The 25290-nt window shown below is 45.5% G+C and carries 26 protein-coding genes; 3 read left to right on the top strand and 23 right to left on the bottom strand.

The genetic code is table 11. From position 1 onward, the window contains the following. Window positions 1–4 precede the first annotated feature (4 nt). A complete protein-coding gene (gene ffh, locus KO533_RS04445; protein ID WP_006080787.1) occupies window positions 5–1378 on the bottom strand; it encodes a signal recognition particle protein in 1374 nt (457 codons plus the stop codon). A 289-nt stretch (window positions 1379–1667) separates the two neighbouring features. On the opposite strand from ffh, the gene ccsA reads away from it, so the two are divergent. Both ccsA and KO533_RS04435 read left to right on the top strand, forming a co-directional pair. Then, window positions 1668–2456 carry a cytochrome c biogenesis protein CcsA gene (gene ccsA / locus KO533_RS04440; protein ID WP_028760813.1) on the top strand — a complete coding sequence of 263 codons (789 nt, stop codon included), beginning with the start codon at window positions 1668–1670 and terminating at the stop codon, window positions 2454–2456. Between the two features lie 99 nt (window positions 2457–2555). Then, window positions 2556–3830, top strand: a complete 1275-nt coding sequence (locus KO533_RS04435) for a CNNM domain-containing protein (RefSeq protein ID WP_028760814.1) — start codon at window positions 2556–2558, stop codon at window positions 3828–3830. Window positions 3831–3971: 141 nt separating this feature from the next. Here KO533_RS04435 and KO533_RS04430 read toward each other — a convergent pair whose 3' ends face one another. The 12 genes from KO533_RS04430 to rpoE all read right to left on the bottom strand — a co-directional run bounded on the left by KO533_RS04430 (window position 3972) and on the right by rpoE (window position 14064). Further along, window positions 3972–4496 carry an Mpo1-like protein gene (locus KO533_RS04430; RefSeq protein ID WP_219253009.1) on the bottom strand — a complete coding sequence of 175 codons (525 nt, stop codon included), beginning with the start codon at window positions 4494–4496 and terminating at the stop codon, window positions 3972–3974. Between the two features lie 209 nt (window positions 4497–4705). After that, window positions 4706–5089, bottom strand: a complete 384-nt coding sequence (gene acpS / locus KO533_RS04425; protein ID WP_028760816.1) for a holo-ACP synthase — start codon at window positions 5087–5089, stop codon at window positions 4706–4708. Next, complete coding sequence (gene pdxJ / locus KO533_RS04420; RefSeq protein WP_028760817.1) at window positions 5089–5826, bottom strand: pyridoxine 5'-phosphate synthase; 738 nt, start codon at window positions 5824–5826, stop codon at window positions 5089–5091. Before pdxJ ends, acpS begins: the two co-directional genes overlap by 1 nt. A 70-nt stretch (window positions 5827–5896) precedes the next feature. Continuing rightward, entirely contained in the window at window positions 5897–6607 is a 711-nt protein-coding gene (recO, locus tag KO533_RS04415) for a DNA repair protein RecO (protein WP_219253007.1), read from the bottom strand. Window positions 6608–6635: 28 nt separating this feature from the next. Beyond that, window positions 6636–7652, bottom strand: coding sequence for a GTPase Era (gene era, locus KO533_RS04410; RefSeq protein ID WP_028760819.1), 1017 nt, complete (start codon window positions 7650–7652; stop codon window positions 6636–6638). Next, the gene (gene rnc, locus KO533_RS04405) at window positions 7649–8329 is read right to left on the bottom strand and encodes a ribonuclease III (RefSeq protein WP_012088603.1); all 681 of its coding nucleotides are present in this window, start codon (window positions 8327–8329) and stop codon (window positions 7649–7651) included. The genes era and rnc overlap by 4 nt, the downstream gene beginning before the upstream one ends. Before the next feature lies 1 nt (window position 8330). Beyond that, a complete protein-coding gene (lepB, locus tag KO533_RS04400; RefSeq protein ID WP_028760821.1) occupies window positions 8331–9248 on the bottom strand; it encodes a signal peptidase I in 918 nt (305 codons plus the stop codon). 183 nt (window positions 9249–9431) lie between these two features. After that, window positions 9432–11222, bottom strand: a complete 1791-nt coding sequence (gene lepA / locus KO533_RS04395; protein ID WP_028760822.1) for a translation elongation factor 4 — start codon at window positions 11220–11222, stop codon at window positions 9432–9434. A gap of 166 nt (window positions 11223–11388) precedes the next feature. Next, a complete protein-coding gene (locus KO533_RS04390; RefSeq protein ID WP_219253005.1) occupies window positions 11389–11862 on the bottom strand; it encodes a SoxR reducing system RseC family protein in 474 nt (157 codons plus the stop codon). Between the two features lie 10 nt (window positions 11863–11872). After that, window positions 11873–12805, bottom strand: a complete 933-nt coding sequence (locus tag KO533_RS04385; protein ID WP_028760824.1) for a MucB/RseB C-terminal domain-containing protein — start codon at window positions 12803–12805, stop codon at window positions 11873–11875. A gap of 12 nt (window positions 12806–12817) precedes the next feature. Beyond that, entirely contained in the window at window positions 12818–13444 is a 627-nt protein-coding gene (locus KO533_RS04380; RefSeq protein ID WP_219253003.1) for an RseA family anti-sigma factor, read from the bottom strand. A gap of 41 nt (window positions 13445–13485) precedes the next feature. Next, window positions 13486–14064 (bottom strand): RNA polymerase sigma factor RpoE, encoded by a 579-nt coding sequence (gene rpoE / locus KO533_RS04375; protein WP_028760826.1) that lies wholly within the window; start codon window positions 14062–14064, stop codon window positions 13486–13488. Between the two features lie 190 nt (window positions 14065–14254). Here rpoE and nadB point away from each other — a divergent pair, with 190 nt between their 5' ends. Then, window positions 14255–15868 carry an L-aspartate oxidase gene (gene nadB / locus KO533_RS04370; protein WP_219253001.1) on the top strand — a complete coding sequence of 538 codons (1614 nt, stop codon included), beginning with the start codon at window positions 14255–14257 and terminating at the stop codon, window positions 15866–15868. Between the two features lie 28 nt (window positions 15869–15896). Here the strand turns inward: nadB and KO533_RS04365 are convergent, their stop codons facing one another. From KO533_RS04365 to rppH, 10 genes are all read right to left on the bottom strand, one after another. Further along, window positions 15897–16337 (bottom strand): protein YgfX, encoded by a 441-nt coding sequence (locus tag KO533_RS04365; protein ID WP_105249859.1) that lies wholly within the window; start codon window positions 16335–16337, stop codon window positions 15897–15899. Further along, window positions 16318–16566, bottom strand: coding sequence for a succinate dehydrogenase assembly factor 2 (locus KO533_RS04360; protein ID WP_028760829.1), 249 nt, complete (start codon window positions 16564–16566; stop codon window positions 16318–16320). The genes KO533_RS04365 and KO533_RS04360 overlap by 20 nt, the downstream gene beginning before the upstream one ends. 85 nt (window positions 16567–16651) lie before the next feature. Further along, window positions 16652–17560, bottom strand: a complete 909-nt coding sequence (gene nhaR, locus KO533_RS04355; RefSeq protein ID WP_028760830.1) for a transcriptional activator NhaR — start codon at window positions 17558–17560, stop codon at window positions 16652–16654. 114 nt (window positions 17561–17674) lie between these two features. After that, complete coding sequence (locus tag KO533_RS04350; RefSeq protein ID WP_105249860.1) at window positions 17675–18061, bottom strand: hypothetical protein; 387 nt, start codon at window positions 18059–18061, stop codon at window positions 17675–17677. Window positions 18062–18063: 2 nt separating this feature from the next. After that, complete coding sequence (gene nhaA / locus KO533_RS04345) at window positions 18064–19233, bottom strand: Na+/H+ antiporter NhaA (RefSeq protein WP_168823431.1); 1170 nt, start codon at window positions 19231–19233, stop codon at window positions 18064–18066. Between the two features lie 117 nt (window positions 19234–19350). Next, window positions 19351–20145, bottom strand: coding sequence for a thymidylate synthase (gene thyA / locus KO533_RS04340; protein WP_105249861.1), 795 nt, complete (start codon window positions 20143–20145; stop codon window positions 19351–19353). Continuing rightward, window positions 20142–20951 carry a prolipoprotein diacylglyceryl transferase gene (gene lgt, locus KO533_RS04335; RefSeq protein ID WP_219252999.1) on the bottom strand — a complete coding sequence of 270 codons (810 nt, stop codon included), beginning with the start codon at window positions 20949–20951 and terminating at the stop codon, window positions 20142–20144. The genes thyA and lgt overlap by 4 nt, the downstream gene beginning before the upstream one ends. A gap of 42 nt (window positions 20952–20993) precedes the next feature. Then, the gene (locus tag KO533_RS04330) at window positions 20994–21794 is read right to left on the bottom strand and encodes a sulfite exporter TauE/SafE family protein (RefSeq protein WP_113940671.1); all 801 of its coding nucleotides are present in this window, start codon (window positions 21792–21794) and stop codon (window positions 20994–20996) included. A gap of 59 nt (window positions 21795–21853) precedes the next feature. Then, a complete protein-coding gene (gene ptsP, locus KO533_RS04325; RefSeq protein WP_105249864.1) occupies window positions 21854–24088 on the bottom strand; it encodes a phosphoenolpyruvate--protein phosphotransferase in 2235 nt (744 codons plus the stop codon). A gap of 23 nt (window positions 24089–24111) precedes the next feature. Then, window positions 24112–24636: an RNA pyrophosphohydrolase gene (gene rppH / locus KO533_RS04320; RefSeq protein WP_006080762.1), complete on the bottom strand. Its 525-nt coding sequence runs from the start codon at window positions 24634–24636 to the stop codon at window positions 24112–24114. Window positions 24637–25290 lie beyond the last annotated feature (654 nt).

The raw sequence follows: 25290 nt of genomic DNA, 5'->3' as shown, positions 1-25290 counted from the left end.
CCGATTAACGTCCCGGAAATTTCATTCCTGGCGGCATCATGCCGCGCATTCCGCGCATCATTTTTTGCATGCCGCCCTTAGCAGACATTTTTTTCATCATCTTTTGCATTTGAGTAAACTGTTTCAATAAACGGTTTACATCTTGAATTTGCGTGCCAGAACCGGCAGCGATGCGACGTTTGCGTGAGCCCTTGATTAAATCAGGGTTCTTACGCTCCTTGGAAGTCATCGAATTAATGATGGCTTCCATTTGACCTGTCATCTTGCCGTCTTGGATTTGCGCTAAGGCTTCTGGGGGCAATTGACCGACACCGGGCAGTTTTTCCAGCATATTCATCATGCCGCCCATGTTTTTCATTTGCTGTAACTGCTCACGGAAATCTTCTAAATCGAAACTGCCACCTTGCTTCACTTTCGAAGCCAGCTTCATGGCCTTTTCTTTATCGACGCCGCGCTCAACTTCTTCGATAAGCGATAACACATCGCCCATGCCCAAAATGCGTGAAGCAATACGGTCTGGATGGAATGGCTCTAACGCGTCGGTCTTTTCACCCACACCGAGGAATTTAATCGGCTTGCCCGTAATGTGGCGAATCGATAACGCCGCACCACCGCGCGCATCACCATCGACTTTAGTTAAGATAACCCCTGTCAGTGGTAAAGCTTCATTAAAGGCCTTAGCGGTGTTTGCCGCATCTTGACCTGTCATAGCATCAACAACGAACAAGGTTTCGATAGGCTTGACAGCTGCGTGCAAGCCTTTGATCTCGTCCATCATGGCTTCGTCGACATGCAGACGACCCGCGGTATCGAGGATCACCACATCGATAAACTTTAATTTAGCGTGGGCAATCGCCGCTTTCGCAATGTCAATTGGTTTTTGGCTAACGTCCGATGGGAAAAACTCCACCGCCACTTCTTGCGCTAACGTCTCAAGCTGTTTAATCGCCGCGGGGCGATAAACGTCAGCACTGACGACTAATACCGATTTTTTATGGCGTTCGCGTAAAAATTTACCCAGTTTGGCCACACTGGTGGTTTTACCCGCACCTTGTAAACCCGCCATCATAATCACAGCTGGCGGCTGAGTGGCTAAATCTAGGGCTTCATTCGCCTCGCCCATGGATTTTTCAAGTTCACTTTGAACTATCTTAATAAAGGCTTGGCCTGGGCTTAAGCTTTTAGAGACTTCTTGACCAACGGCACGTTCTTTTACATTATTAACGAATTCGCGCACCACAGGCAGGGCAACATCGGCCTCCAGCAGTGCCATACGCACTTCGCGCAGGGTTTCCTTAACGTTTTCTTCAGTTAAGCGACCACGGCCACTGATATTTTTCAGTGTGCGTGACAGTCTGTCGGTTAGGTTCTCAAACATCGTCCTGTTCTATACCTTTAAGAATCTCGATTGATGGGCTGTATTATAACGATGCATGCGCATTATGCTACTGCTGCACCCATCTTGATTGTGGTTAAGTGTTTTACTTGCGCTGAGTCATGTTTTATTGTCGTCGACACACTATTTAACCCTAACAATAAGAATCTGCTAAATTTTGCAACTCATGTCACTGCCCATTTGCCGACAGCTCATGTTATTCTAGGGAAAATATTGATCTGTATGCCCCGTTTTTAAGGCACCTTTAACTACACAAATAGGTTAATTACCCATGGTCATCTTTTCTGCCTCAGCCATGTTTTTTTATTGCATTGCATTGGTACTAGTGACGAGTAGATTGTTTCACCCAGACGGTCCGAATCGCCGTGCTGTCGCAGGCTTTGCCGCTATTGCGGTTATTTTGCATGCTGCAGCATTATCACAAGTGATTTTCACCACAGATGGCCAAAACTTTAGCCTGACGAATGTGATTTCCTTAGTGAACTGGATTATCGCTTTTACTTTTACGATATTGATGTTCAGGCTGAAAGTCATCGTCGTCGTGCCCGTGGTTTACGCCTGCTCAGTGCTTTCGGTTGCCCTACTCTGGTTATTGCCGCCTAAATTCATCACGCATTTTGAGCTTTATCCTGAAGTATTAGCCCACGTCGTGTTGTCACTCATGGCCTACAGCGCCCTGATGATTGCCGCCCTATATGCGATACAACTAGCGATGATCCAAAATAAACTGAAGAAAAAACAATTTATGCTGAGCCCTGGTATTCCGCCGCTGATGACAGTTGAAAAACAGCTTTATCACCTGGTGATTATCGGCGTTATCTTGCTCAGTTTGTCGCTCGCGACTGGTTTTATCTTCCTTGAAGATATGTTCGCCGATGGTAAAGGTCATAAGGCAATTCTGTCGATAATGGCTTGGTTTGTATACATTACTATGCTGTGGCAACAGTATTGGGTCGGTTGTAAAATTCGTACCGCAGTCATTTATACTCTGACTGGCGCATCCTTACTTTCGCTCGCATATTTTGGCGCGCGCATTGTCAAAGAATTAATCCTCAACTAAACATTTAAGTCGGCTGGGGCAGTTATTGCTGCGGCCGACTTGACACTTTTTTTAAATGTCGGTACTTACTTAAGTTTACTGGCCACATTGGAGCCTTTTTTGGACGCTATATCGACAAGCGCACTCCTGATCGTTTTACTAGTGCTTATCCTATTCTCTGCCTATTTTTCAGGCTCAGAAACCGCAATGATGACTCTCAACCGTTACCGTCTACGCCACTTAGCCAACAATGGCCATAAAGGGGCGATTAGAGCCTTGAAGTTGCTTGAGCGTCCTGACCGTTTGATTGGATTGATCTTAATTGGCAATAACTTAGTCAATATTTCCGCATCGGCTATTGCGACTATCATTGGTATGCGTCTTTGGGGCGACTTAGGGGTCGCTGTTGCAACAGGCGTGCTTACGTTAGTCGTGCTCGTTTTTGCTGAAGTCACGCCAAAAACCATCGCAGCGCTAAATCCTGAGCGTATTGCTTTTCCCTCTAGCATACTGCTACTTATACTTTCCTCGACCTTTGCCTATGTTGTCTCAAGCGTTAATTTGATAACCACAGGTATCTTACGTTTGATGGGGATAAAAACCGTTAATAGTAGCGATGCGCTAAGCCAAGAAGAGCTGCGTACTGTGGTACATGAGGCAGGGGCACTCATCCCCCGACGCCACCAAGAAATGCTGTTATCTATCTTGGATTTAGAGAAAGTCACCGTTGAAGATATTATGGTGCCACGCTCAGATATCTACGGAATTAACGTCAATGACGAATTTAAGGTTATCAATCGTCAGGTGATCCAAAGTCCACATACCCGAGTGTTAGTGTATCGCGACACCATAGACGATGCAGTGGGCTTTATTCATCTACGCGATGCCCTGCGCCTCCAATCTAAAGAGCAATTTAGCAAGTCATCTTTGCTACGTGCAGTGAAAGAACTCTACTTTGTGCCAGAAGGTACGCCACTCAATGTGCAGCTAGCTAACTTCCAACAAAATAAAGAGCGCATCGGCTTAGTCGTTGATGAATATGGGGATATTCAAGGTCTAGTAACACTCGAAGATATTCTCGAAGAGATTGTTGGCGACTTTACCACTTCTATGTTGACCACCCCGAGTGAAGACATTAAGGTGCAGCAAGATGGCAGCTACTTAGTCGATGCGGGCATTACGATCCGCGATTTGAATAAAGAAATGAAGTGGAACTTTCCCACCGATGGCCCTAAAACCCTCAATGGTCTGATTCTGGAGTATCTGGAGGACATTCCTTCTGCGAATACCAGTTTACGTTTAGCAGGTTATCCATTAGAGATAATTGATGTGTCAGAGAATATGATTAATACAGTGAGAATTATCCCGCTGTATTATCATCCCCCCAGAGTTTAATCCTCAATTTTGAGCATAAAAATTGGCCGAACCACACAAGTTAAGATGTGGTCCGGCCGACGATTTCCTCCAAGCGATGATGCTCCCCCGAGCTATACCTTTAGTGCTAATCTATCGACTCTAATTCACTATCTAGCCAAGCTATGCAGACTTTTTCGCCTCAAGTATACGACGCTTCTCAAGCGCCATTGGCGTTATCTGGGCGTTCAGCGCCTTTTCTAAGCCCAACATAAAATACACTTCCGCCATTAAGAAAAATGGCCCAATTAATAGCTGATTTAAGTCATCCACAAAGGCAGGCTTGGCTTTTTCATATTGATGGCCAATTAGCTGGAACACCCAGCCCACCACAAATACTCCTAGGGCAAGCCAAGTGGCACCGGCGATATGCGCCGCCCACTCAATCGTGAGCAGCACAGGTACCATAAATAATATGAGCCCCATTGAAAGCCTTAAGTGTAAACGGACATAATAGGCCAACACGAATATACCGACTATCACTGCTAAACTTGTCTCTCCCATACTCCCCAGCGGAATACGCACTGTGGCCAGCAGCAGGAAAGCAGACCAAATAATCAGTGGGATGCCAATAAAATGGGTCTGAATATTACGCTGATTTAAATGCACACTTTTGTAGGTCGATAACTGCTCTGCGGCGGATTTCATGTTGGGTTCCTCTTCATTTGCCCCTGATTTTACGTGCGCCAAATTGAGCGACGCGCAAGCCATAAACTAACGTAAAACAATTAAACTGAACAGTAAAAGTAAATAAATTGTTGCATTCGCTGATTTGACACTGATTTGGATACCCATCCAAAAATGAAAAAAGGAACCCTAAGGTTCCTTTTTTACCGCCAACAGACACAAACTCGGGTTTATTGAGACTCTATGATTACCGTCGCAATCGCATAGGATTTTTCATCGGCAATAGAGATATGCCCAACCGTCGCTTTAAGCTGCTGTAAGCGCGTTAACGCCCCCTCGGTAAAGTGAATCGTCGGTGCACCATCCTCATTGTTGCCAATGTGAATATGCTGAAACGACACGCCGCGGCCAATACCCGTACCGAGGGCTTTGGCTGCGGCTTCTTTTGCCGCAAAACGCTTAGCAAGATAACGACTTGGCTGACTATGGGCAGTATAAATGGCTAACTCAGACTCGGTCAGCACACGTTTCGCCAGCTTGTCACCTGCGCGTGCCACATGGACCTGAATACGCTCAATCTCGACGATATCTGTGCCTAGGCCGACAATCGCCATTATTCGCCTCGACGACCTTCAAGCATTAACACTTTCATGTCTTTCACTGCTGTCGCCAAACCGTCAATGGCGGCACGTGCGACAATCGCATGGCCGATATTAAGTTCATATAACTCAGGAATCGCCGCGATGGGTTTAACGTTGTGATAATGCAAACCATGACCCGCGTTAACCACTAAACCTTTGCCATGGGCGTATTTTGCCATTTCGCTAATACGCGCTAACTCAATAGCTTCTTCTGCTTCCGTTTTTGCATCGGCATAACAGCCTGTATGAATTTCAATAAGCGGTGCGCCAGAGGCAACAGCGGCATCAATTTGGGTTTTATCGGCATCGATAAATAAGGAGACTTTAATACCCTCAGCAGCTAAACGAGTCACTGCAGCAGTGATTTTATCTAACTGCCCCGCTACATCTAAACCGCCTTCAGTGGTGACTTCTTGACGTTTTTCTGGCACTAAACAGACATAGGTCGGCTTAATTTCACAGGCGATGTTAAGCATTTCTTCGGTCACAGCGCATTCAAAATTCATGCGGGTTTTCAAGGTTTTTGCCAACAAATATACATCGCGGTCTATGATGTGGCGTCTGTCTTCACGCAAATGGATAGTGATGCCATCGGCGCCAGCATGTTCAGCAACGGCAGCAGCATGCACAGGATCAGGATAACTGGTGCCACGGGCTTGGCGCAGAGTAGCAATATGGTCGATATTCACGCCCAATAAGATACGGCTCATCGGGAACTCCTTAATGTTTAACGCTGATATTGCGGCCTATTGTACTTAGGCTCACGCTAAAAAACAGGAGCTAGGGCGAATTATTCCCATCAATCTTAGTTGGTACGGCAGTGCTGACGAACAATTGTCGACTCAACAAAGGTTTAGTCCCGAGTAATGGCGTTAACAGGGAGCGCATCAACAACTTCGCGCTCAAAAAATGTGCTTCGGTGAGCAGGTTATCGTTAAGCGCCGTCAACATTGCACCTTGATAGGCATTGCGAGCACGGGAGTTGAGCACAAATTGAAAACCTAACTCAGGCACGAGCTGGTAATAATCATCAGGTACGAGTGGTTCACCTTGAGTATCGCGGCTAAGAGAAGGCATAAAACCTAATTCCCGCAGCAAGGCGAGCTCAATATAACGCAGTTGGGATTGGCAAAACTTCGCGGCAAGGCCGACTAAGGCTTGATGATAAATGAGGAACAACTCTTCGGCATTGTGCTGTACAGACAAAGTGCGAACCAATAACTCATTGATATACATGCCAGCAAACAAGCTCTGGCCAGAAAGAGGCACAGCAGGCGCAGCGGCTTCGACTTGAGTTAAGGTTTTTAATTCAGACTTACCGCTAAATTCGAAGATCAGCGGTTGAAAGGGCTGGAGAATACTCTTGATAGAGCGCTTACCGCTGCCGGTTCGGGCAACCACATCGACCCGTCCAATGCCGTCAACTAAGAGGTTAACTAAGACACTGGACTCTCGATATGGGCGATGATGTAAAACGTAACCACGTTTCATCGGTAAGCGCGCTCGCTAGAATTAATGCTTAATCGTCGCCGTAACCTAAGCTACGCAAGGCGCGTTCATCATCGGCCCAACCGGATTTCACTTTCACCCACACTTCGAGGAAAACTTTATTATCAAACAAGGTCTCCATGTCTAAGCGAGCTTGAGTTGCGATAGTACGAATACGTTCGCCCTTGCTACCAATCACCATACGTTTTTGGCCTTCACGCTCAACAAGGATCAAGGCATTGATTTGATAAACGCCATTTTCCATCATCTTGAACTGTTCAATCTCAACTGTCGCATCATAGGGTAATTCATCACCTAAGAAGCGCATCAGTTTTTCACGCACAATCTCCGACGCCATAAAACGTTGCGAACGGTCGGTGACATAATCTTCGGGGAAGAAGAAAGGTCCTTCAGGAATCGACGCCGCCGCTAGCTCTAAAATGCGCTTAACGTTGGTACCTTTACTGGCTGAAATCGGCAAAATTTCATCGAAAGGATATTTTTTGGCGACTTCTTCCAAATACGGGAACAGCGATTCTTTGTCTTTGATATTGTCGACTTTGTTAATCGCCAGAATTGTCTGACGCTCTTCACCGCCACGGCGTAATTTACTCAGCACCATCTCATCATCGGCGGTCCACGTCATGCCATCGACCACGAAAATTACCATAGCGACATCAGCAAGCGAACTGGCTGCTGCGCGGTTCATCAGGCGGTTAATCGCCCGCTGCTCTTCTATGTGTAAACCTGGTGTATCGATGAACACAATTTGCTTCGGACCATCGGTATGAATACCCATGATACGGTGGCGCGTTGTTTGTGGCTTTTTAGAAGTAATACTTACCTTCTGACCAAGCAAACGGTTGATTAACGTTGATTTACCGACGTTAGGGCGACCAATGATCGCCACCATGCCGCAATAAGTGACATCGTATTGGGCCGACGGCGTTGGCGCGGCCGCATTCATCCTTGCCAGTAATTCATCTAAACTCGGCTCAGTTGCCGCTTTTGCAGCATCGATACCTGACAAGTCTGTTTTTTTGGTCATTTCTTTAGTAACTCCAATACTTGAGCGGCCGCGATTTGCTCGGCTTTACGGCGTGAACTCGCCACACCAATGACGCTTTGACTCAAGTCTTCAATACGACATTCAACGGTAAATGTCTGATCGTGGGCATCGCCTTCTATGTTGATTACTTGGTAATCAGGCAGCGGCTTTTTAAACCCTTGTAAATGTTCTTGCAGTAATGTCTTAGCGTCTTTCTGGCTGATCCCAGGTTGGATTTCGGCCAAACGCTCGGCATACCATTTCAACAGTAATGCACGGCAAACTTCGAGATCGGAATCAAGGTAAACGGCGCCAATAATGGCTTCAACCGCATCGGCAAGAATCGACTCGCGTCTAAATCCGCCACTTTTCAACTCGCCAGGACCGAGATATAAATAATCGCCGAGCTTAAACTCTTGGGCGATGATAGTTAAGGTATCACCGCGAACTAAGGTGGCACGCATCCGGCTTAAATCGCCTTCGGTTGCCTTCGGAAACTGATGATACAAAGCATCAGAAATCACGATAGATAAAATTGAATCACCTAAAAACTCTAAGCGCTCATTATGCTTATTTGCCGCACTTCTGTGGGTCAGCGCTTGAGTCAAAAGCTCAATATTCTTGAACTCATAACCTAAGGTACGACACAAACGTGGCAAATTTTTAATCGGTTCCATGCTATTTAATTCCACCTACACGCTCAAAACGCACACCGCTAGGCACCCAAGTTGGGAGGAAGTCGGCTTTTGAACGGTCAAATTCAAAACTAATCCAAATCGCTACAGCTTTACCAACAAGGTTCTCTTCTGGCACAAAGCCCCAGAAACGACTGTCGGTACTGTTATCGCGGTTATCACCCATGGCAAAGTAGTGGCCTTCAGGCACTAAAAACTCACCCGCAGGTAAATTACCTTCACGCTTAAAATACCCCAGCATGTCAGGACGACTTGGGTTGATCAAAATATCGTGGGCGACATCACCCAATTCCTCTTTATAACGCAGTAATGGCACACCATCCTGGCTGTAATCACCACGACTGATCTCTGTGCGGGCGATAACTTGCGGTTCTGGACAAGCTGTTTGCTCAACACCACAGGCCTTTTGGATCATCAACTGTTTATTACGGTAAATAATTCTATCACCCGGCAAACCGACTACACGTTTAATGTAGTCAATGGCGGGGTTTTCAGGATATTTAAATACCACCACATCACCGCGTTTGGGCTCGCCAGTTTCAACCAACTTGGTTCGCCATACGGGATCTTTAAGCCCATAACTAAATTTTTCCACCAGAATGAAGTCGCCCACTAAGAGGGTAGGCATCATAGAACCCGATGGGATTTGAAATGGCTCATAAATGAATGAACGTAGGATCAACACAAAGGCAATCACAGGGAAGATAGAGTGCGCGGTTTCGACTATGGTCGACTCACGAATGATTTGGTACTCAGCTTCTTCAGTTAAATTCGCTTGTGATGCCTTTGCTAACGCTAAACTCTCACGACGCTTTGGGGCGAAAACGAGCACATCGACTAACCATATAAGTCCTGAGATCAGGGTGATTAGCACTAGAATAATGGAAAAATACGCTGCCATTGCTTATTGAACTCCTGCCTTAAAAATAATTAAAGGTGCCTAACTCAGCGAATATCATACTTTAGTTAACTTACCGTATTCGACCTTGGTAAACCAAAGTGATAAACCAATGCGATAACCTAACTAAAGCGCCGCAAACAGCGGCGCAATAGTCAACTAAATTGTCACTTCTTATGCTAACGATTACTCATTTAGCTTAAGTACCGCTAAGAATGCTTCTTGTGGCACCTCAACGTTACCCACTTGCTTCATCCGTTTCTTACCCTCTTTTTGTTTATTTAAGAGTTTTTTCTTACGAGAAACGTCGCCGCCATAACACTTAGCCGTTACGTCTTTACGCAGGGCTTTTACGGTTGAACGGGCAATAATTTGACTGCCCACCGCCGCTTGAATCGCAATATCAAACATCTGACGTGGAATAAGCTCTTTCATCTTATCCACTAAAGCTAAACCACGGTGACGAATGTTTGATCTATGGATAACCATAGCCAAGGCGTCGACTCGGTCGCCGTTGATGAGAATATCTAAACGCACCATGTCTGCAGGATCGAAACGAATAAAGTTATATTCGAGTGATGCATAGCCACGGCTAGTGGATTTCAAACGGTCGAAGAAGTCCATGACCACTTCCGCCATTGGCAGATGGTAAGTTACAGCCACTTGGTTACCGTGGTAAACCATGTTCACTTGGGTGCCACGTTTTTCAATACACAGGGTAATCACGTTACCTAAGTATTCTTTTGGCACTAAAATGTTGGCCTCAACAATCGGCTCACGCATTTCTTCAATGTTGTTAATCGCAGGCAGATCAGACGGGTTATCAACGTAAATCGTTTCGCCGCTAGTCATCACGACTTCGTACACTACGGTTGGCGCAGTGGTGATCAACTCTAGGTTGTATTCACGCTCTAAACGCTCTTGTACGATTTCCATGTGGAGCAGGCCTAAATAGCCAATGCGGAAACCAAAACCGAGTGCCGAAGAACTTTCAGGTTCAAAGAATAATGACGCATCGTTCAGGCTGAGTTTGTTCAGCGCATCACGGAAGTTTTCATATTCGTCGGTCGAAATTGGGAATACGCCAGCGTATACCTGTGGCTTCACTTTCTTAAAACCAGGTAACGGCTTTTCAGCACCATTTTTGGCTAAAGTTAACGTATCACCTACGGGCGCGCCGTGAATTTCTTTCAGACCCGCAATCACAAAGCCGACTTCACCGGTTTTAAGCTCGGTTTTATCAGTTTGTTTTGGGGTGAAAATACCGACGCGATCCGCAGTGTGGTTTTGTCCAGTAGACATGACCTTAAACTTGTCACCTTTTTTCAGGCTACCGTGTTTAATTCGCACTAAAGACACTACGCCTAGGTAGTTATCAAACCAAGAATCGATGATCAAGGCTTGCAATGGTGCGTCAGGATCGCCTTCTGGCGGTGGAATTTTGGCAACAATGACTTCTAAAACCTCGTCGACACCGACACCGGTTTTAGCCGAACAACGCACAGCATCCATCGCATCAATACCAACGATATCTTCAATCTCGGCAGCAACACGTTCTGGATCGGCTTGTGGTAAGTCAATCTTGTTTAAAATGGGTACCACATCTAGATTCATATCCAGCGCGGTATAACAGTTTGCCAGTGTCTGAGCTTCAACGCCCTGACCCGCATCAACCACCAGCAAAGCACCTTCACAGGCAGCTAATGAGCGCGAGACCTCGTAGGAGAAGTCAACGTGACCTGGGGTATCAATAAAGTTGAGTTGATAGACAAGGCCATCTTTGGCTTTATAATCCAAAGTGACACTTTGTGCCTTAATCGTAATACCACGCTCACGTTCTAGATCCATAGAATCTAAAACTTGAGAATCCATTTCACGGTCGGTTAAACCGCCACAAACCTGAATAAGACGATCTGATAGCGTCGATTTACCATGGTCGATATGGGCAATAATTGAGAAGTTTCTAATTTGTTTCATTATGCTGCAATGACTAATACTGAAAATGGATACGGTTCAAAGGAGCGAAATTGTACCTGATTGCGGTTTCAATACCAATCACATTCACTCCAACTTAAGACAGGCCGATAAAACAACGTCCAAAACCGCAGTTAGCTGTTATTTGATAAAAAATAACACATTGAAATTATTGGGCTAATTCGTTTAAATTGATGCTCCTACCTAAATAGGCCAAAATCACAGGCTGAGCATCAACTTCTAAACGTTTAGCCTGTTGCTTACCAAAAGACCACGCAATCAAGGCACCAACGGCCGCAAAGCCCATGGCACCTAGGTTAGGATTAAACTCAAGCAACTGGCCTAAAAATTGTCCTAACGCTGCGCCGACAAACAGGCCAAACAGCGGCATTAAATAGATTAATGCCGCGGCTTTGAGGATCACGCTCTCGGGAAGGCCTAATTTGAGTAATTCACCAGCCTCACAGCGGCGCTCACTCTGAATAGAAAATTGCTGGGTTTTCGAGGAAAAAGCCTGAGCGACAGCAGAGGTCCCGCAAGACTCACTGTTACTGCAGCTCTTGCAGGTACTCTTAAGTTCCACTTCAACCGTCAACCAGCCTTGACTATCACTGGAGACGACTCTGGCAATTTCTTCCATCATAATCGGCGTCCTATTCTAGCGTCAGACTTTTAGCAATGCGCGTTAAGGTTTCTGTCGGCACTTTACCCACAGCAACCACTTCGGCATTACCGACTTTTTCTGAGACTAATGACAAGCCATTACGGGTAATTAATTCTTCAGGCAATGGACTTGTGCCCGCACGCGCCACATAAACAGAAATATTTGCCAGTCCATCGGTCAGTGCTATGTATTCCACCGCTTCGTGACTGCCAATTAATCTATGGTGGTCGCGCACTACCACAGTAAAACCTGCGGGTAACCAAGCAAATTGCCAGTTTTGACCGTCTTGGCGCTCGGCTTGATCGATAACTGCCGGCCACTCTTGCTTATAGGCCTCTTGCAAAATAGCTGGCGGCTCGCTGAATTCAATGAGTTCAATCACCATGATCTGCTCAAGTAATTGCTTATCTTGAGTCAGCATGTCGTATCTCAGCGGCAGATAGGTTTCCATATCAAGCCAAATTTGAAAGCCATAACGGAATTCATCATTAGGCAACAGGCGGATCATCTGCCCCGGACGCCCAGCGATACGGGTACGGCCACCGAGTACAAACTGATAACCCACTTCTAAGTCCGCCATATTGGCAGAGAAAGCAGCAGGCCAGACACCTTGAATATGATTAGAAACGATACTATACGCAGGCTCATCGTGCTCAATAAAGGTGACACGATTACCGACACGCACTGCATTTTTGGGTGGACCGTTAAGGTATTCTAGAAAGGCAACTTCTTGATTATTCACCTTACCATGCAGGTAAACCAAAGGCCGAATATGATCGGCCTGAAGTTGAATAATCGATGCTTTAAACTCTTTCTCTCGTAAAGCCTGACTCATTTTCTCGAGCCAAGCTTTGGCAGGCATGTCTTCCTGCGCGGTTGCAGGAAAGACCAAGGCTAATAAAGCCAACAGGATTAGACGCAAGCTAACTCCTCGTTATTGATTGACCGGAACGGGTACGACCTCGGTATTGTCCTCTACAACCGCACCAGTATTCAATCGTTGTTGCAACATATGATCTTGGATATAAGTATTAATTCGGCGACGTTGCTCATTCACCTGATCATTGGTATAGCCTTGATTCTGTTGTACAGGACCGGTTTGTAGGCTCACAGGTGATGCGCTACCAATAAGCGGCCTTGTAATTAACACGGGCGATGGTGACGCGGCATCATCGGCGGTTTGATTGTAATTCTGCACACCCACAATCGCAAACATAGCAACCGTGGCAGCAATGGCATATTGACCAAATTGCTTAAATAAAGGTACGACGCGGCTTTGCTCCGAATTGGCGGCAATTTGTGGCGTTACAGGTGCAGTAACTTTAGACGCATGATGCTTAGGCGCAACTATCGCTGGCTCAAGCTCAATGGCGGCAGCAATGCTAGCAGAGAGATCTAACACAATATTCTGCGGCAACTCGCCACGCATGGCATCGCCTATCATATGATAGTTATGCCATTTATCATGTGAATGTGTATCAGCAGATAACTCTGCCATGGTCTGCGCATCAGTCTCTCCATCGACTGCGGCAGATACCCATTCTTGACCTAATTTATCCATTTTTCACCTGTCTAAATATAAGGGTTTCTTAAAATAAGAATTTAGGCTTCCAGCAAAGGCTGGAGCTTTTTATCGATTGCCTCTCGAGCTCGGAAGATACGTGATCTTACGGTCCCGACAGGACAATCCATGACTATGGCAATATCTTCGTAACTCATACCATCGAGTTCACGCAATGAGATGGCCATTCGTAATTCTTCAGGCAAGGTCTCTAATGTATCGAAAATCACTTTTTTGATTTCATCCGATAACATTAGCCGTTCTGGGGAGGCAAACTCCTTCAGCGCGTCACTGCCTTCATAATATTCGGCATCTTCTGCATCAACATCATTCGCAGGCGTTCTACGCCCCTGTGATACGAGATAATTCTTCGCAGTGTTTACTGCGATGCGGTACAACCAAGTATAAAATGCACTTTCACCGCGAAAGTTTGGCAAAGCTCTGTAAGCTTTGATAAACGCTTCCTGTGCCACATCAGCAACGTCCGCTTGGTTCCGTACATAACGGGATATCAAGCTAATGACTTTACTTTGATATTTAAGCACTAACAGGTTAAAAGCGTTTTTATCACCTTGTTGTACGCGCTCAACTAATTGTTGATCACTTAATTGTCCACTCATCCGAGCCGACTTCTCCTAAATCTAAAATGCTGATTTCTCAGTCGCTCGAATCATATTCACTTATGTAGACTCGCGGGCTTTGAAAAAGTTCTAAAAATTATACAAAAAAAGTAAGGTAAAAAGGAAAGTACCCATAATCGGTGAGTTGGTTTACCATAGTTGGCACTCTTCAGTCACATCATGATACCCGATGAAACAAGTAGTTGAACACCAATCTGACATATTAGTCATAGGTAGCGGTGCCGCAGGTCTGACACTAGCTTTGCATCTTGCTGAAAAAGCAAAAGTAATTCTGCTTTCAAAAGGCCCACTCTCGGAAGGGTCGACTTACTACGCCCAAGGCGGTATCGCCTCCGTCTTCGACGAAAGTGACACTATCGAATCCCATGTTGCAGACACCTTAATCGCAGGGGCGGGTTTATGTGACAAAGACGTTGTCACTTTCACGGCTGAAAATGCCAAGAGTGCGATGCAATGGCTTATCGAATGTGGCGTCGCCTTCGATAAAGAAGAAACCACAGACGGCAACGCAAAAGATGCACCTTACCATTTAACCCGTGAAGGCGGCCATAGCCACAGACGAATTCTGCACGCTGCCGATGCCACAGGCAAAGAAGTGCAAACCACACTGCAAGAACGCGCACTCGCCCACCCCAATATTCACGTTTTAGAACGCTATAACGCCATCGACCTCATCACCACCCGTAAATTAAATCGCCCAGGTAATCGTGTATTAGGCGCTTATGTGTGGAATCGCAATGAAGAACACGTCGAAACCGTTAAAGCTAAGTTTGTCGCGTTAGCGACTGGTGGTAGTTCAAAGGTTTATCAATATACCTCAAACCCTGATGTCGCTAGCGGTGATGGTATTGCCATGGCATGGCGTGCAGGTTGCCGCGTGGCGAATATGGAGTTCAACCAATTCCATCCAACGTGTTTGTACCACGCAGATGCGCGCAACTTCTTACTCACCGAAGCCCTGCGTGGTGAAGGGGCTTATCTGCGTCGTCCAGATGGCAGCCGCTTTATGCCGGACTTTGATGAACGCGCCGAGTTAGCTCCCCGTGACATCGTTGCCCGCGCCATCGATTATGAGATGAAACGTCTGGGTGCCGATTGCGTCTATCTAGATATCAGCCATAAAGATGCTGACTTTGTGATGAAGCATTTCCCGACCATCTATAGCCGTTGCTTAGAGCTGGGAATCGATATCACTAAAGATGCGATTCCTGTGGTACCTGCTGCTCACTATACCTGCGGTGGTGTAATGACAGATATGCACGGTCAGACGGATCTCAATGGTCTCTATGCTATTGGTGAAGTCGCCTATACGGGCTTACATGGCGCCAATCGTCTGGCGAGTAACTCGTTACTCGAATGTTTAGTGTTTGCCCGTGCGGCGTCACAGGACATAGAAAGCCAACTGCATAAAATTCAAATCCCGGGACAAATTCCAGCATGGGATGAAAGTAAAGTGTCGAACTCGGATGAGGAAGTGGTCATCGCCCATAACTGGCACGAGCTGCGGTTATTCATGTGGGACTACGTTGGAATTGTACGCTCTGATAAACGTCTGGAGCGAGCACTGCGCCGCTGCCTGATGTTACAGCAAGAAATTCAGGAATATTACAGTAACTTCAGGGTTAGCAATAACTTGCTCGAATTACGTAACTTAGTGCAAGTGGCCGAATTAATTATTCGCTGTGCCATGGAGCGTAAAGAAAGCCGTGGACTGCATTTTAATATCGATCATCCAGAGAAATTAGACGCGCCTCGCCCGACTATTTTACTACCAGAAAAGTAACCGCATAGGTGACTTCATCATAAACAGACTAAATCTCAGAATGAGGTTTAGTCTGTTGCATTTTAGCCCGCAGCAACAGCCGACATAAATGTCGATAGTCAGTATCATTTAACATATCAGCCCAAACCAGCAAGAGCCGCAGCTGAGTATCCACTTCGATATAAATCAAGCAAACAAAGGGCGTGACCCAAGTGCGTTTTAGTACCTGAAAGTGCTCCCCCGTTGACAAACGTCCCTCGCCTTTATCACTCAGCACAAAATCTAAACGCCAATGCTGCAGTCGCCACAACTGCGACAGCAAAAAAATACTAACAAGTACGATAAACAAATATTTAAGCAGAGATAAGGCGATAATGTCGCTTTGGGGCCAAAGCAGAAATGAGCTAGAACAGACACCAATAAAAACGACCAACGAGAGTCGTTGGTCGAAAGAGGCTTTTACGCTGAAACTATGGTGCCGGTCTTCCACGGACTTTCACTATCATACGAGCCAGTTCAGTGTCAGGGCACACTTCATGGCCCATAAACCAAGCAAACAATTCTGGATCTTCACATTCCAACAAACGGATAAACACGGTTTTATCTTCATCGGACATTTCTTGATAGAAGTTTTCAACAAAAGGTTGAAGCAAGACGTCTAATTCCAGCATCCCACGGCGACATGCCCAGCGAACCCTTGCGATGTTCATTAATTCCAAGGTATTTCTCCCAACACAGATTTGGCATTAGTCTATCAGTTCACTGACTAAAGTGTCGATTAACCCTTCATATTGACTCACAAAATTAGCATTGTTGTACTTGCGTATCGAGTCCCTCAAAGAGATCGCTAAAATCTGTATCCAATAATCGCTTTACCGCAGGATGTTGGATCATACGTTCGGCAAACATCACATGGTATTCCTCTTTCACATCGGTGGTTTCACCGAGCAAATTCATACCATGGGAAATCACTTCTTGCCGATAAATCGACGGTGTGACAAAAATACCTCGTTTAAGGTAACCAAAGGCCTTCATCATGGCCGCATCGTCGAACTCACCCAAGATACTGACTTTAAGATTTTGCTCGTCAAACCAGCGATATAGCTGTTGTCCAAGTGAGGTTCTACGGCCGGGGATTAATAGCTGGCCTTGCTCTAAACAAGCAGGAAAATCAGCGCTATAAGTCTCCGCGGAGAAAAAACTCACGCCACATTCACCCAATTTTTTAGATAAAATTTCAGGGTATTTCAGTGACTCACCTGCACAATCCGAAAGGATCATATCCAGTTTATGCTCACGTAAACGCGCCATTAGGCTCTCGTGAGTCGCCTCATAGCAGGCTAAGTGCATAGAATTGTCATTAGGCACTACGGATAATAAAACTCGGCTGACTAAAGCTTTAGATAAGGCATCGGCAATACCCACCTCGAATAACATGGCATCCGCTTTTTGATAATTAAGTAAATCGAGCATTTCATAGCTAAGGCTAAACATCTTATCGGCGTAGCGAAACACCAATTCACCTAACTCTGTCGCCTCCAATGTCCGCCCGACTCGCTTGAACAGACTGCCGTTTAACCTATCTTCTAAGGCACGAATTTGCCCCGTTATCGTTTGCGGCGTTAAACATAGGGCTTCGGCCGCCTTCGCGACTGAGCCCTTTTTCTTAATCATCCAAAAATAATACAAGTGGTTATAATTCAAGTGCAGCATGCTAACCCGCTGTTAATGCTCCCTCAAACGCCAAGGCGCTGAGGGGGGACTGTGTTATTTTAAACTCGATAGTTTAAAATCAGATGATTAAAAACCTGATGATTCCCAGTCAAGTTACTTTAAACGCTGGCAGTCGAGTAAGTTAGTAACTATGCCTTGTAACTGCTCCAAATCGGCAGCATTCCCCAGACTTACCGCTTCAGTGACTCCTGAAACTAAAACGTTACGTTCAGGAATACGTTCGGCGCAATAGGTTCGATTCGCTTCTTGGAAACGTTTACCACCGCGATACTTAAGTGCCCTCGATTCATAACCATTAGTTTCTAATCTCGCCCCTAAGGAATCAGATTTAAACATCAAAGCGCCATCCACTATTCCTTCAAGATAGCTTTGGCAAGTCTGCGAGTTTGCATCCTGATTACAGGCCGAAATTTGCGATGCCGTCGCGGTTGTCGATAAACATAAGAGCGTTGCTATTCCCATTAATTTCAACTTTATCATAGTTATACTCCTTTCTTAGGTAACACTTTTGATAACCAGAAATACCCGACTAACGCTGCCATAATCGAACCGATTAAGGTCCCTAGGCGTGCTAAGTCACCGTACATAGGGTCTGCATGTTCAAAGGCTAACGACGCAATAAACATAGACATAGTAAAACCAATACCGCACATGGCCGCGACGGGGGCAATTTGCTTCCAACCTACGCCATCGGGTAATTGAGCTAATTTTAGTTTCACCGCAATAAAGCTAAATAACATTACACCGATTGGCTTACCTAACATCAGGCCCAATGCAATACCAACAGGAACAGGAGAAATTAACGTCTCCAAATTCATATTGCCGACATAAACGCCCGCATTGGCAAAAGCAAACACTGGCAAAATGAGGAAAGTACTCCAAGGATGCAAACTATGCTCTAAGCCTTCTGAGGGTGAACTGCCATCCTTTGCCCGCAATGGAATACAAAAAGCAATGATGACGCCAGCCAGAGTCGCATGCACTCCAGACTTAAGTACGGCAACCCAAAGGATTAACCCTAAGATGCCATAGGGTAAAAGTGAGGTAACCCCTTTGCGGTTTAACCCAACCAAGCCCGCAATCGCTAAACTGGCAATCACTAAACTGATGGTTGATAAGTCAGTACTGTAAAACAGCGCGATAATCACTATGACGCCTAAGTCATCGATGATAGCTAAAGCAAGTAAGAAGACTTTCAGTGAAACAGGAACGCGGCTTCCGAGCAGCGCCATAATACCTAAGGCAAAGGCAATATCGGTCGCGGCAGGAATCGCCCAACCCGCTTGTGTGACAGGATCACCGTAGTTAAACAGTAAGTACACACCAGCAGGGACTAACATGCCGCCAATGGCTGCAAAGGTAGGCAGGGAAGCTTGAGCGACACTCGATAAGGCGCCTTCAAGTAACTCACGTTTCACTTCTAAACCAATCAGCAAAAAGAATATGGCCATCAAGCCATCGTTTATCCACAGGATGAGTGGCTTGTGTATGTTGAGCTCGCCAATTTTGACTTGAACGTCAGTGCCTAAAAAGCCTTGATAAAGTCCAGATAAGGGGGAATTGGCCATCAGCATGGCTAAGGCAACAGCAACCAATAACAGGATACCGCCAGCCGACTCTTGGCTCAGAAAATTTCTAATTGCTTTTTCCATCTTGCACTCCTAAAAATCATAATGAATTGAGTGTAGACGAATTGTAATGACAAATATAATCGTAAGTTTCTCCCTAACACCTCGGTTATCCCGAAGTGTTAGGCTAAAAAACATACATCACACAGCAACAGGGGCTTTGATATGAGGGTGTGGAGCGTAGTTTGTTAATTCAAAATCATCGAATTGATAGTCAAAAATCGACTCAGGTCTGCGTACAATAGTCATGGTCGGCAACGGTTTTGGATCACGACTTAACTGCAGTGCCGTCTGTTCCATATGATTAGAATATAAATGGGTATCGCCACCCGTCCACACAAAATCACCTAAGGCCAAGTCACATTGCTGGGCGACCATCATAGTTAACAAAGCATAACTGGCAATATTAAATGGCAAACCAAGAAACACATCACAACTACGCTGATACAGCTGACAAGATAATTTACCATCGGCTACATAGAACTGAAAAAATGCGTGGCACGGTGCCAAAGCCATTTTATCCAGTTCGCCCACGTTCCACGCAGAAACGATAAGACGGCGAGAATCTGGCTGAGATTTTATCTGGGCGATAACTTGCGAAATCTGGTCGATAGCATCACCACTCTGGGTTGGCCAGCTGCGCCACTGGGCACCATAAACTGGGCCCAAATCGCCATTGTCATCGGCCCATTCATCCCAAATGCTGACCTTATTTTCGCGTAAATAGGCAACGTTAGTTTCACCCTTCAGAAACCACAGTAATTCATGGATGATAGAGCGCATATGGCATTTTTTGGTGCTCACCAAAGGAAAACCTTTGCTCAAATCGAAGCGCATTTGATAGCCAAATACCGAGCGAGTCCCAGTACCTGTGCGATCCGATTTATCCACGCCTTCGGCTAATATGTGCTTCATTAAGTCTAAATACTGTTTCATTGCTGCTTACCTTGCTTACGAAAAATCAAGTACAAACCGATTAACACCATAGGCACAGAGAGTATCTGCCCCATAGTCATAAATCCCCAGTAGAGTCCCAACTGTGTGTCGGGTTGCCTCACAGTTTCAACCATAATACGGAACATACCGTAACCGACTAAGAACATACCAGAGACCGCACCGACTTTATCGGTACGTTTGCTAAACCAGTAAAGTAATAGGAATAATGCTACGCCTTCAAGGGCGAACTGATACAACTGGGATGGATGACGTGGGTCAGGCCCACCGGTTGGAAACACCATAGCCCAAGGCACATCAGTGGTTCGTCCCCAAAGCTCGCCGTTAATAAAGTTACCAATACGACCAGCGCCTAAACCAATAGGCACAACAGGTGCCACCATATCGGCGACAGCAAAAAAAGTACGTTTTTGTTTCCACGCGATATAGAGCATCGCCGTAATCACGCCCATCAAACCGCCGTGGAAGGACATGCCACCTTCGGAGATTTTAAATAAATAGAGGGGACTGGCGAGGAAATAATCGAAATGATAAAAAAGCATGTAACCGATACGGCCACCTAAAATCACCCCAAGAAAACCATAAAAGAGTAAATCTGAAACTTGCTCCCGCGTCCATATCCCCTTTGAACGGTCGGCTTGGCGGTTCAACAACCACATGGCCGCAACAAATCCGACTAAATAGGTAAAACCATACCAACGCAGTGCCGGTTCAAAGGTTTGTCCAAAAAGATTAAACGGTCCAAATGAAACGATCACGGGATCGATATTGGGGAAACTCAGCGCCATAACACATCCATTAGCAGCCTCAAACTGAGATAAACATAAAAACTAGGTCAGAATTAACTTAAGGCCGACACATAGAAGTAACAGTGCAAATATCTTTTTAAGTACAGGTGTTGGCCAAGTGCTCGCCGCTTTTACCCCCACAGGCGCCATCAAGACAGAAGTGATCACTAAACCAAACAATGCAGGTAAATAGATATAGCCTAAGGTACCATAGGGCAACTCAGGGGCATTCATTCCTGCAATAATATAGCCGAAACTGCCAGAAAGAGAGATTAAGAAGCCCATCGCCGCAGAAAAGCCCACGGCTTGACGCATCTGTAAACCATAAAAAGTCAAAAATGGCACTATCAGTATACCGCCACCTATCCCGGTCAAACCTGCCAAAACCGCAACAAAAGCCGATACAACAAAAAGCACTACTGAATTAGGTAATTGACGATTTGATTCGGCCTTAACGGGATAAGCCATTTGAATTGTCATTAAAATCACAAAGATGGCAAAACCTTGTTGTAACTTATCAGCGGGAATACGCTCAGCAATAAAACCTGAAGCCAGCGCGCCTATAATAAGGCCCGGTAACATTGATTTGAATAAATTCCAAGGCACATTGCCACGCTTATGGTGGGCACGTGCCGACGAAATAGAGGTGAGAATAATGGCTGCTAGCGAAGTGGCAATTGCAATATGGGGGAGCTGAGTAGAGCTAATACCGACCGATGGCAAAATATAAAGCAGTGCCGGCACTACAATCAAGCCGCCACCGATACCTAATAATCCTGCCATAAAGCCGACAAATGCGCCTAAAGCCAAGCAAATAAAGAACACCAACAACAAACTATCCACACGAGTACCTACAGCGTGATAAATTGAGAGCCTTAGCTTAAAGCAAAACACAGCATTAGTTAATTAAGAATTGTTGCGAGACCCTGCTGGGTCAAATATTCTTTAACCAGCTCACGCACTTGGAAGCCGTTTGATAGGCTCAGCGCTTTAGCAAGTAATTGATCTAAATCGGCCCGCGCAACACGACGCAATAGATAATTGATCCGCGCTAAACTGCCCTGATTCATACTCAACTGATCGTATCCCATAGCCACCAGCAAAATGGCCCCCATAGGTTCGCCCGCGAGCTCTCCACAGATACTAATATCGAGTTTATGGTATCGACAATCTAGGTGCGCCTGATGCAAAGCCCGCAATATTCCAGGATGATAACTATCAAATAACGAGCTCACCCGCGGGTTATTACGGTCAACAGCCAGCAAATATTGGGTTAAATCATTACTACCAACAGAGACAAAATCCACTCGTTTTGCCACATCATCCAACTGATATAACATGGCAGGCACTTCGAGCATAATGCCTATTCGTGGCATCACTATGTCGCTGTTAACATCGTTTTTTAATTCGACATAGGCTTGTTGCAAATATTCTAAGGATTGATCGATTTCATCTAAGTTGCTGACCATAGGCAGCAAAATACTTAACTGTTTACCGTCTCCCCCAGCCTGTAGCATGGCCCGTAACTGCACCAAAAACAGCTCAGGATGATCCAGAGACAAGCGAATCCCGCGCCATCCAAGGAAAGGATTGTCTTCTTTAATCGGGAAATACGGTAAAGGTTTATCGCCCCCCACATCTAAAGTACGCATCACCACAGGTCGACCGGACGCGGCCGATAAGACCTGTTGATAGACTTTAACTTGCTCAGATTCACTCGGGAAGCGCTGTTGCAGCATAAAAGGAATTTCAGTGCGATAAAGCCCAATACCGTCGGCACCCTCTGCAATTTCAGAGGCAACACCACTGAGTAATCCCGCATTGAGATACAAGCGAATACGTGAACCATCTAAGGTTACAGAAGGCAGCGCTAATTCTTGGGCATACTGGCGTTGCAAGGCTTTTTGTGCCGAAATCAGGCTACGATACTCACCGACAATCGCAGGTGATGGCGACACCAATAACTGACCACGGCTTGCGTTTACGACCAAAAGTTTTTGGTCAATATTGGCAGATAACAGTTGCTCGACACCTGTGATTGCAGGCACACCTAAGGCGCGGGCTAAAATAGCGGCATGGGAGTTTACGCCACCAAGCTCAGTGACAATACCCGCAAGCTTTTGCCTTGGGAACTCAGCCAACATAGTCGCATCGGCTTCACGGGTAATGAGGATTACAGGTTTATCGGGCTCAAGCTCTAGACGTTCTGGCTCAATAAGTTGGCGCAATACTTTTTGACCTAAGTCGCGAATATCGCTAGCCCGCTCCTTAAGGTAAGGGTCTTCCATTGCTAAAAACTGTTGAATATAACGTAGAGACACTCGACTCACCGCCGACTCAGCAGCCCAGCCTAATTGCACTTCACGGGTATATTCGCCGCCTAAACTAGCATCATCAAGCAGTAACTGTAATGCATTGAAAATGGAGACAACTTCGTCATCTTGCTCACGATCAAACCGTTGAGATAAGGCACCTATCGCTTCTTTACAACGCACCATAGCCGTGGTTAAGCGACTCGATTCATAGGCAATATCGTCAGAACGCACCTCAGGCTGTTCAAGGGGGATTTCCCCACCAAGTACGAAGGCATACGCAATGGCGATACCGTTTGATGCTGAAGTACCTTGAAACAGAATTTGTTGATGATGGGAGCTGACTTGTGCTTTTTGTTTTAACCCACGCACTGCCATCGCTAATTGGGCGGCGAGGGTCATCAGGAAGGCTTCTTCGCCCTCACTGAATTGACGAGCACTCGCCTGCTGTACCACTATCACCCCAACCACAGCCTTCTGGTAGATAATAGGTACAGCTAAAAAAGCGCGATATTCTTCTTCGGCGACTTCAGGAAAAAGCTTAAACCTTGGATGAAGCCGAGCATCCGCTAAATTAACGGCCTCTTCTCGCTGGGCAGCAAGTCCAACTAAACCTTCAGTCAGCGGCATACGTACTCGACCAACGGCGCTTTTTTCAAGGCCATCGGTTGCAGATAACACGAGTTCTTGCTCTTCTAGGATATAGATGGAGCAACATTGGGTTTCCATCGCCGCTTTAGTCGATGAAACTAAGATTTCTAATGCGGTTTCCAAACTGTGGGCAGATGCCACAGCCTGAGTAATATCCCTAAGCGTATTTAACACTGTTTTCAATCCTCTTTTGAAAATCAGCCCGTTGTTTTTTGTCTTCCCCGTTTCCTAGGTATTTCTAGGGTTTGGAATGACAATGCCGTTACCGCAAACTCTTTCATCACCTTACGATAAACATCACGCTTAAATGACACAACTTGCCGCACAGGATACCAATAACTTACCCAGCGCCAATCGTCAAATTCAGGATGCCCAGAAGAACTCAAATTAATCGCACTATCTTGGCTTTTCAGTTGTAACAGAAACCACTTTTGTTTTTGCCCGATACACACAGGTTTACTGTCTTGCCTCACTAAACGCTTTGGCAAACGATAGCGCAACCAAGAACGGGTCGAGGTTAATATATGCACGTGTTCAGGTCTTAGGCCCACTTCTTCATACAACTCACGGTACATAGCCTCTTCTGCTGTCTCGCCATCATCGACGCCACCTTGAGGAAATTGCCATGAGTGTTGACCGAAACGTCTAGCCCACATGACTTGGCCATATCTGTTACAAATTATAATGCCCACATTTGCGCGAAAGCCGTCGCTATCAATCACATGGACTCCAAATCACATTAAATTTTAATAAACTGATTGTTTCATAAAGCTAGTCTCTCAGCAAACCTCTATTTTATCCTAAGCTTTGGATAACATCTGACTTAAAAGACATTTATCAACAATGCTAGGGGATGGAATCCGGGGATATCCACATTTTCTGTGGATATCTCTGTTTGAAACTCAGGTGAACTTGTTATAACGTTCAAAAAACATCTATTTACCATCGTTTTTAAAATTTAGCGTTAAAACTTAATAGCAAACAAATTCATAAGCTTGCACATTAATCATGATTTATTTTAGACTAAAAAACCAATAAAGCTCATTATTTAACCAGCAAGAAGTATTTCTATCATTCTCGCGATATTACTCAACTTTATACACAAATAGTGTCCACAACTGTCCACAAAAGCCAGAATAAATGCACTTTATTCGCATTGACTTAGGATTTTTATTAGGTTAAGAGGCTCACTTTACTGAGTTATCCATAATATCTGTGGATAAGTATGTGGGGAACGCAAGGGAAAGCAGAGAGTAACTTTGAACACTTTTTTGCAAAACGGGGGTTAACACGGATATAAAATTTAAAATCAGTCACTTAGAATAAAAACATTCGGTACAAGTTAATCCACCCTGTAGGGCTCATTTTTTAACCAC

This window comes from Shewanella sp. NKUCC05_KAH (assembly GCF_019345585.1).
GTDB classification, from domain to species: Bacteria; Pseudomonadota; Gammaproteobacteria; order Enterobacterales; family Shewanellaceae; genus Shewanella; species Shewanella oncorhynchi.
Note: the sequence above shows the minus strand (reverse complement) of the source record. Positions and strands in the feature narration are given on the sequence as shown.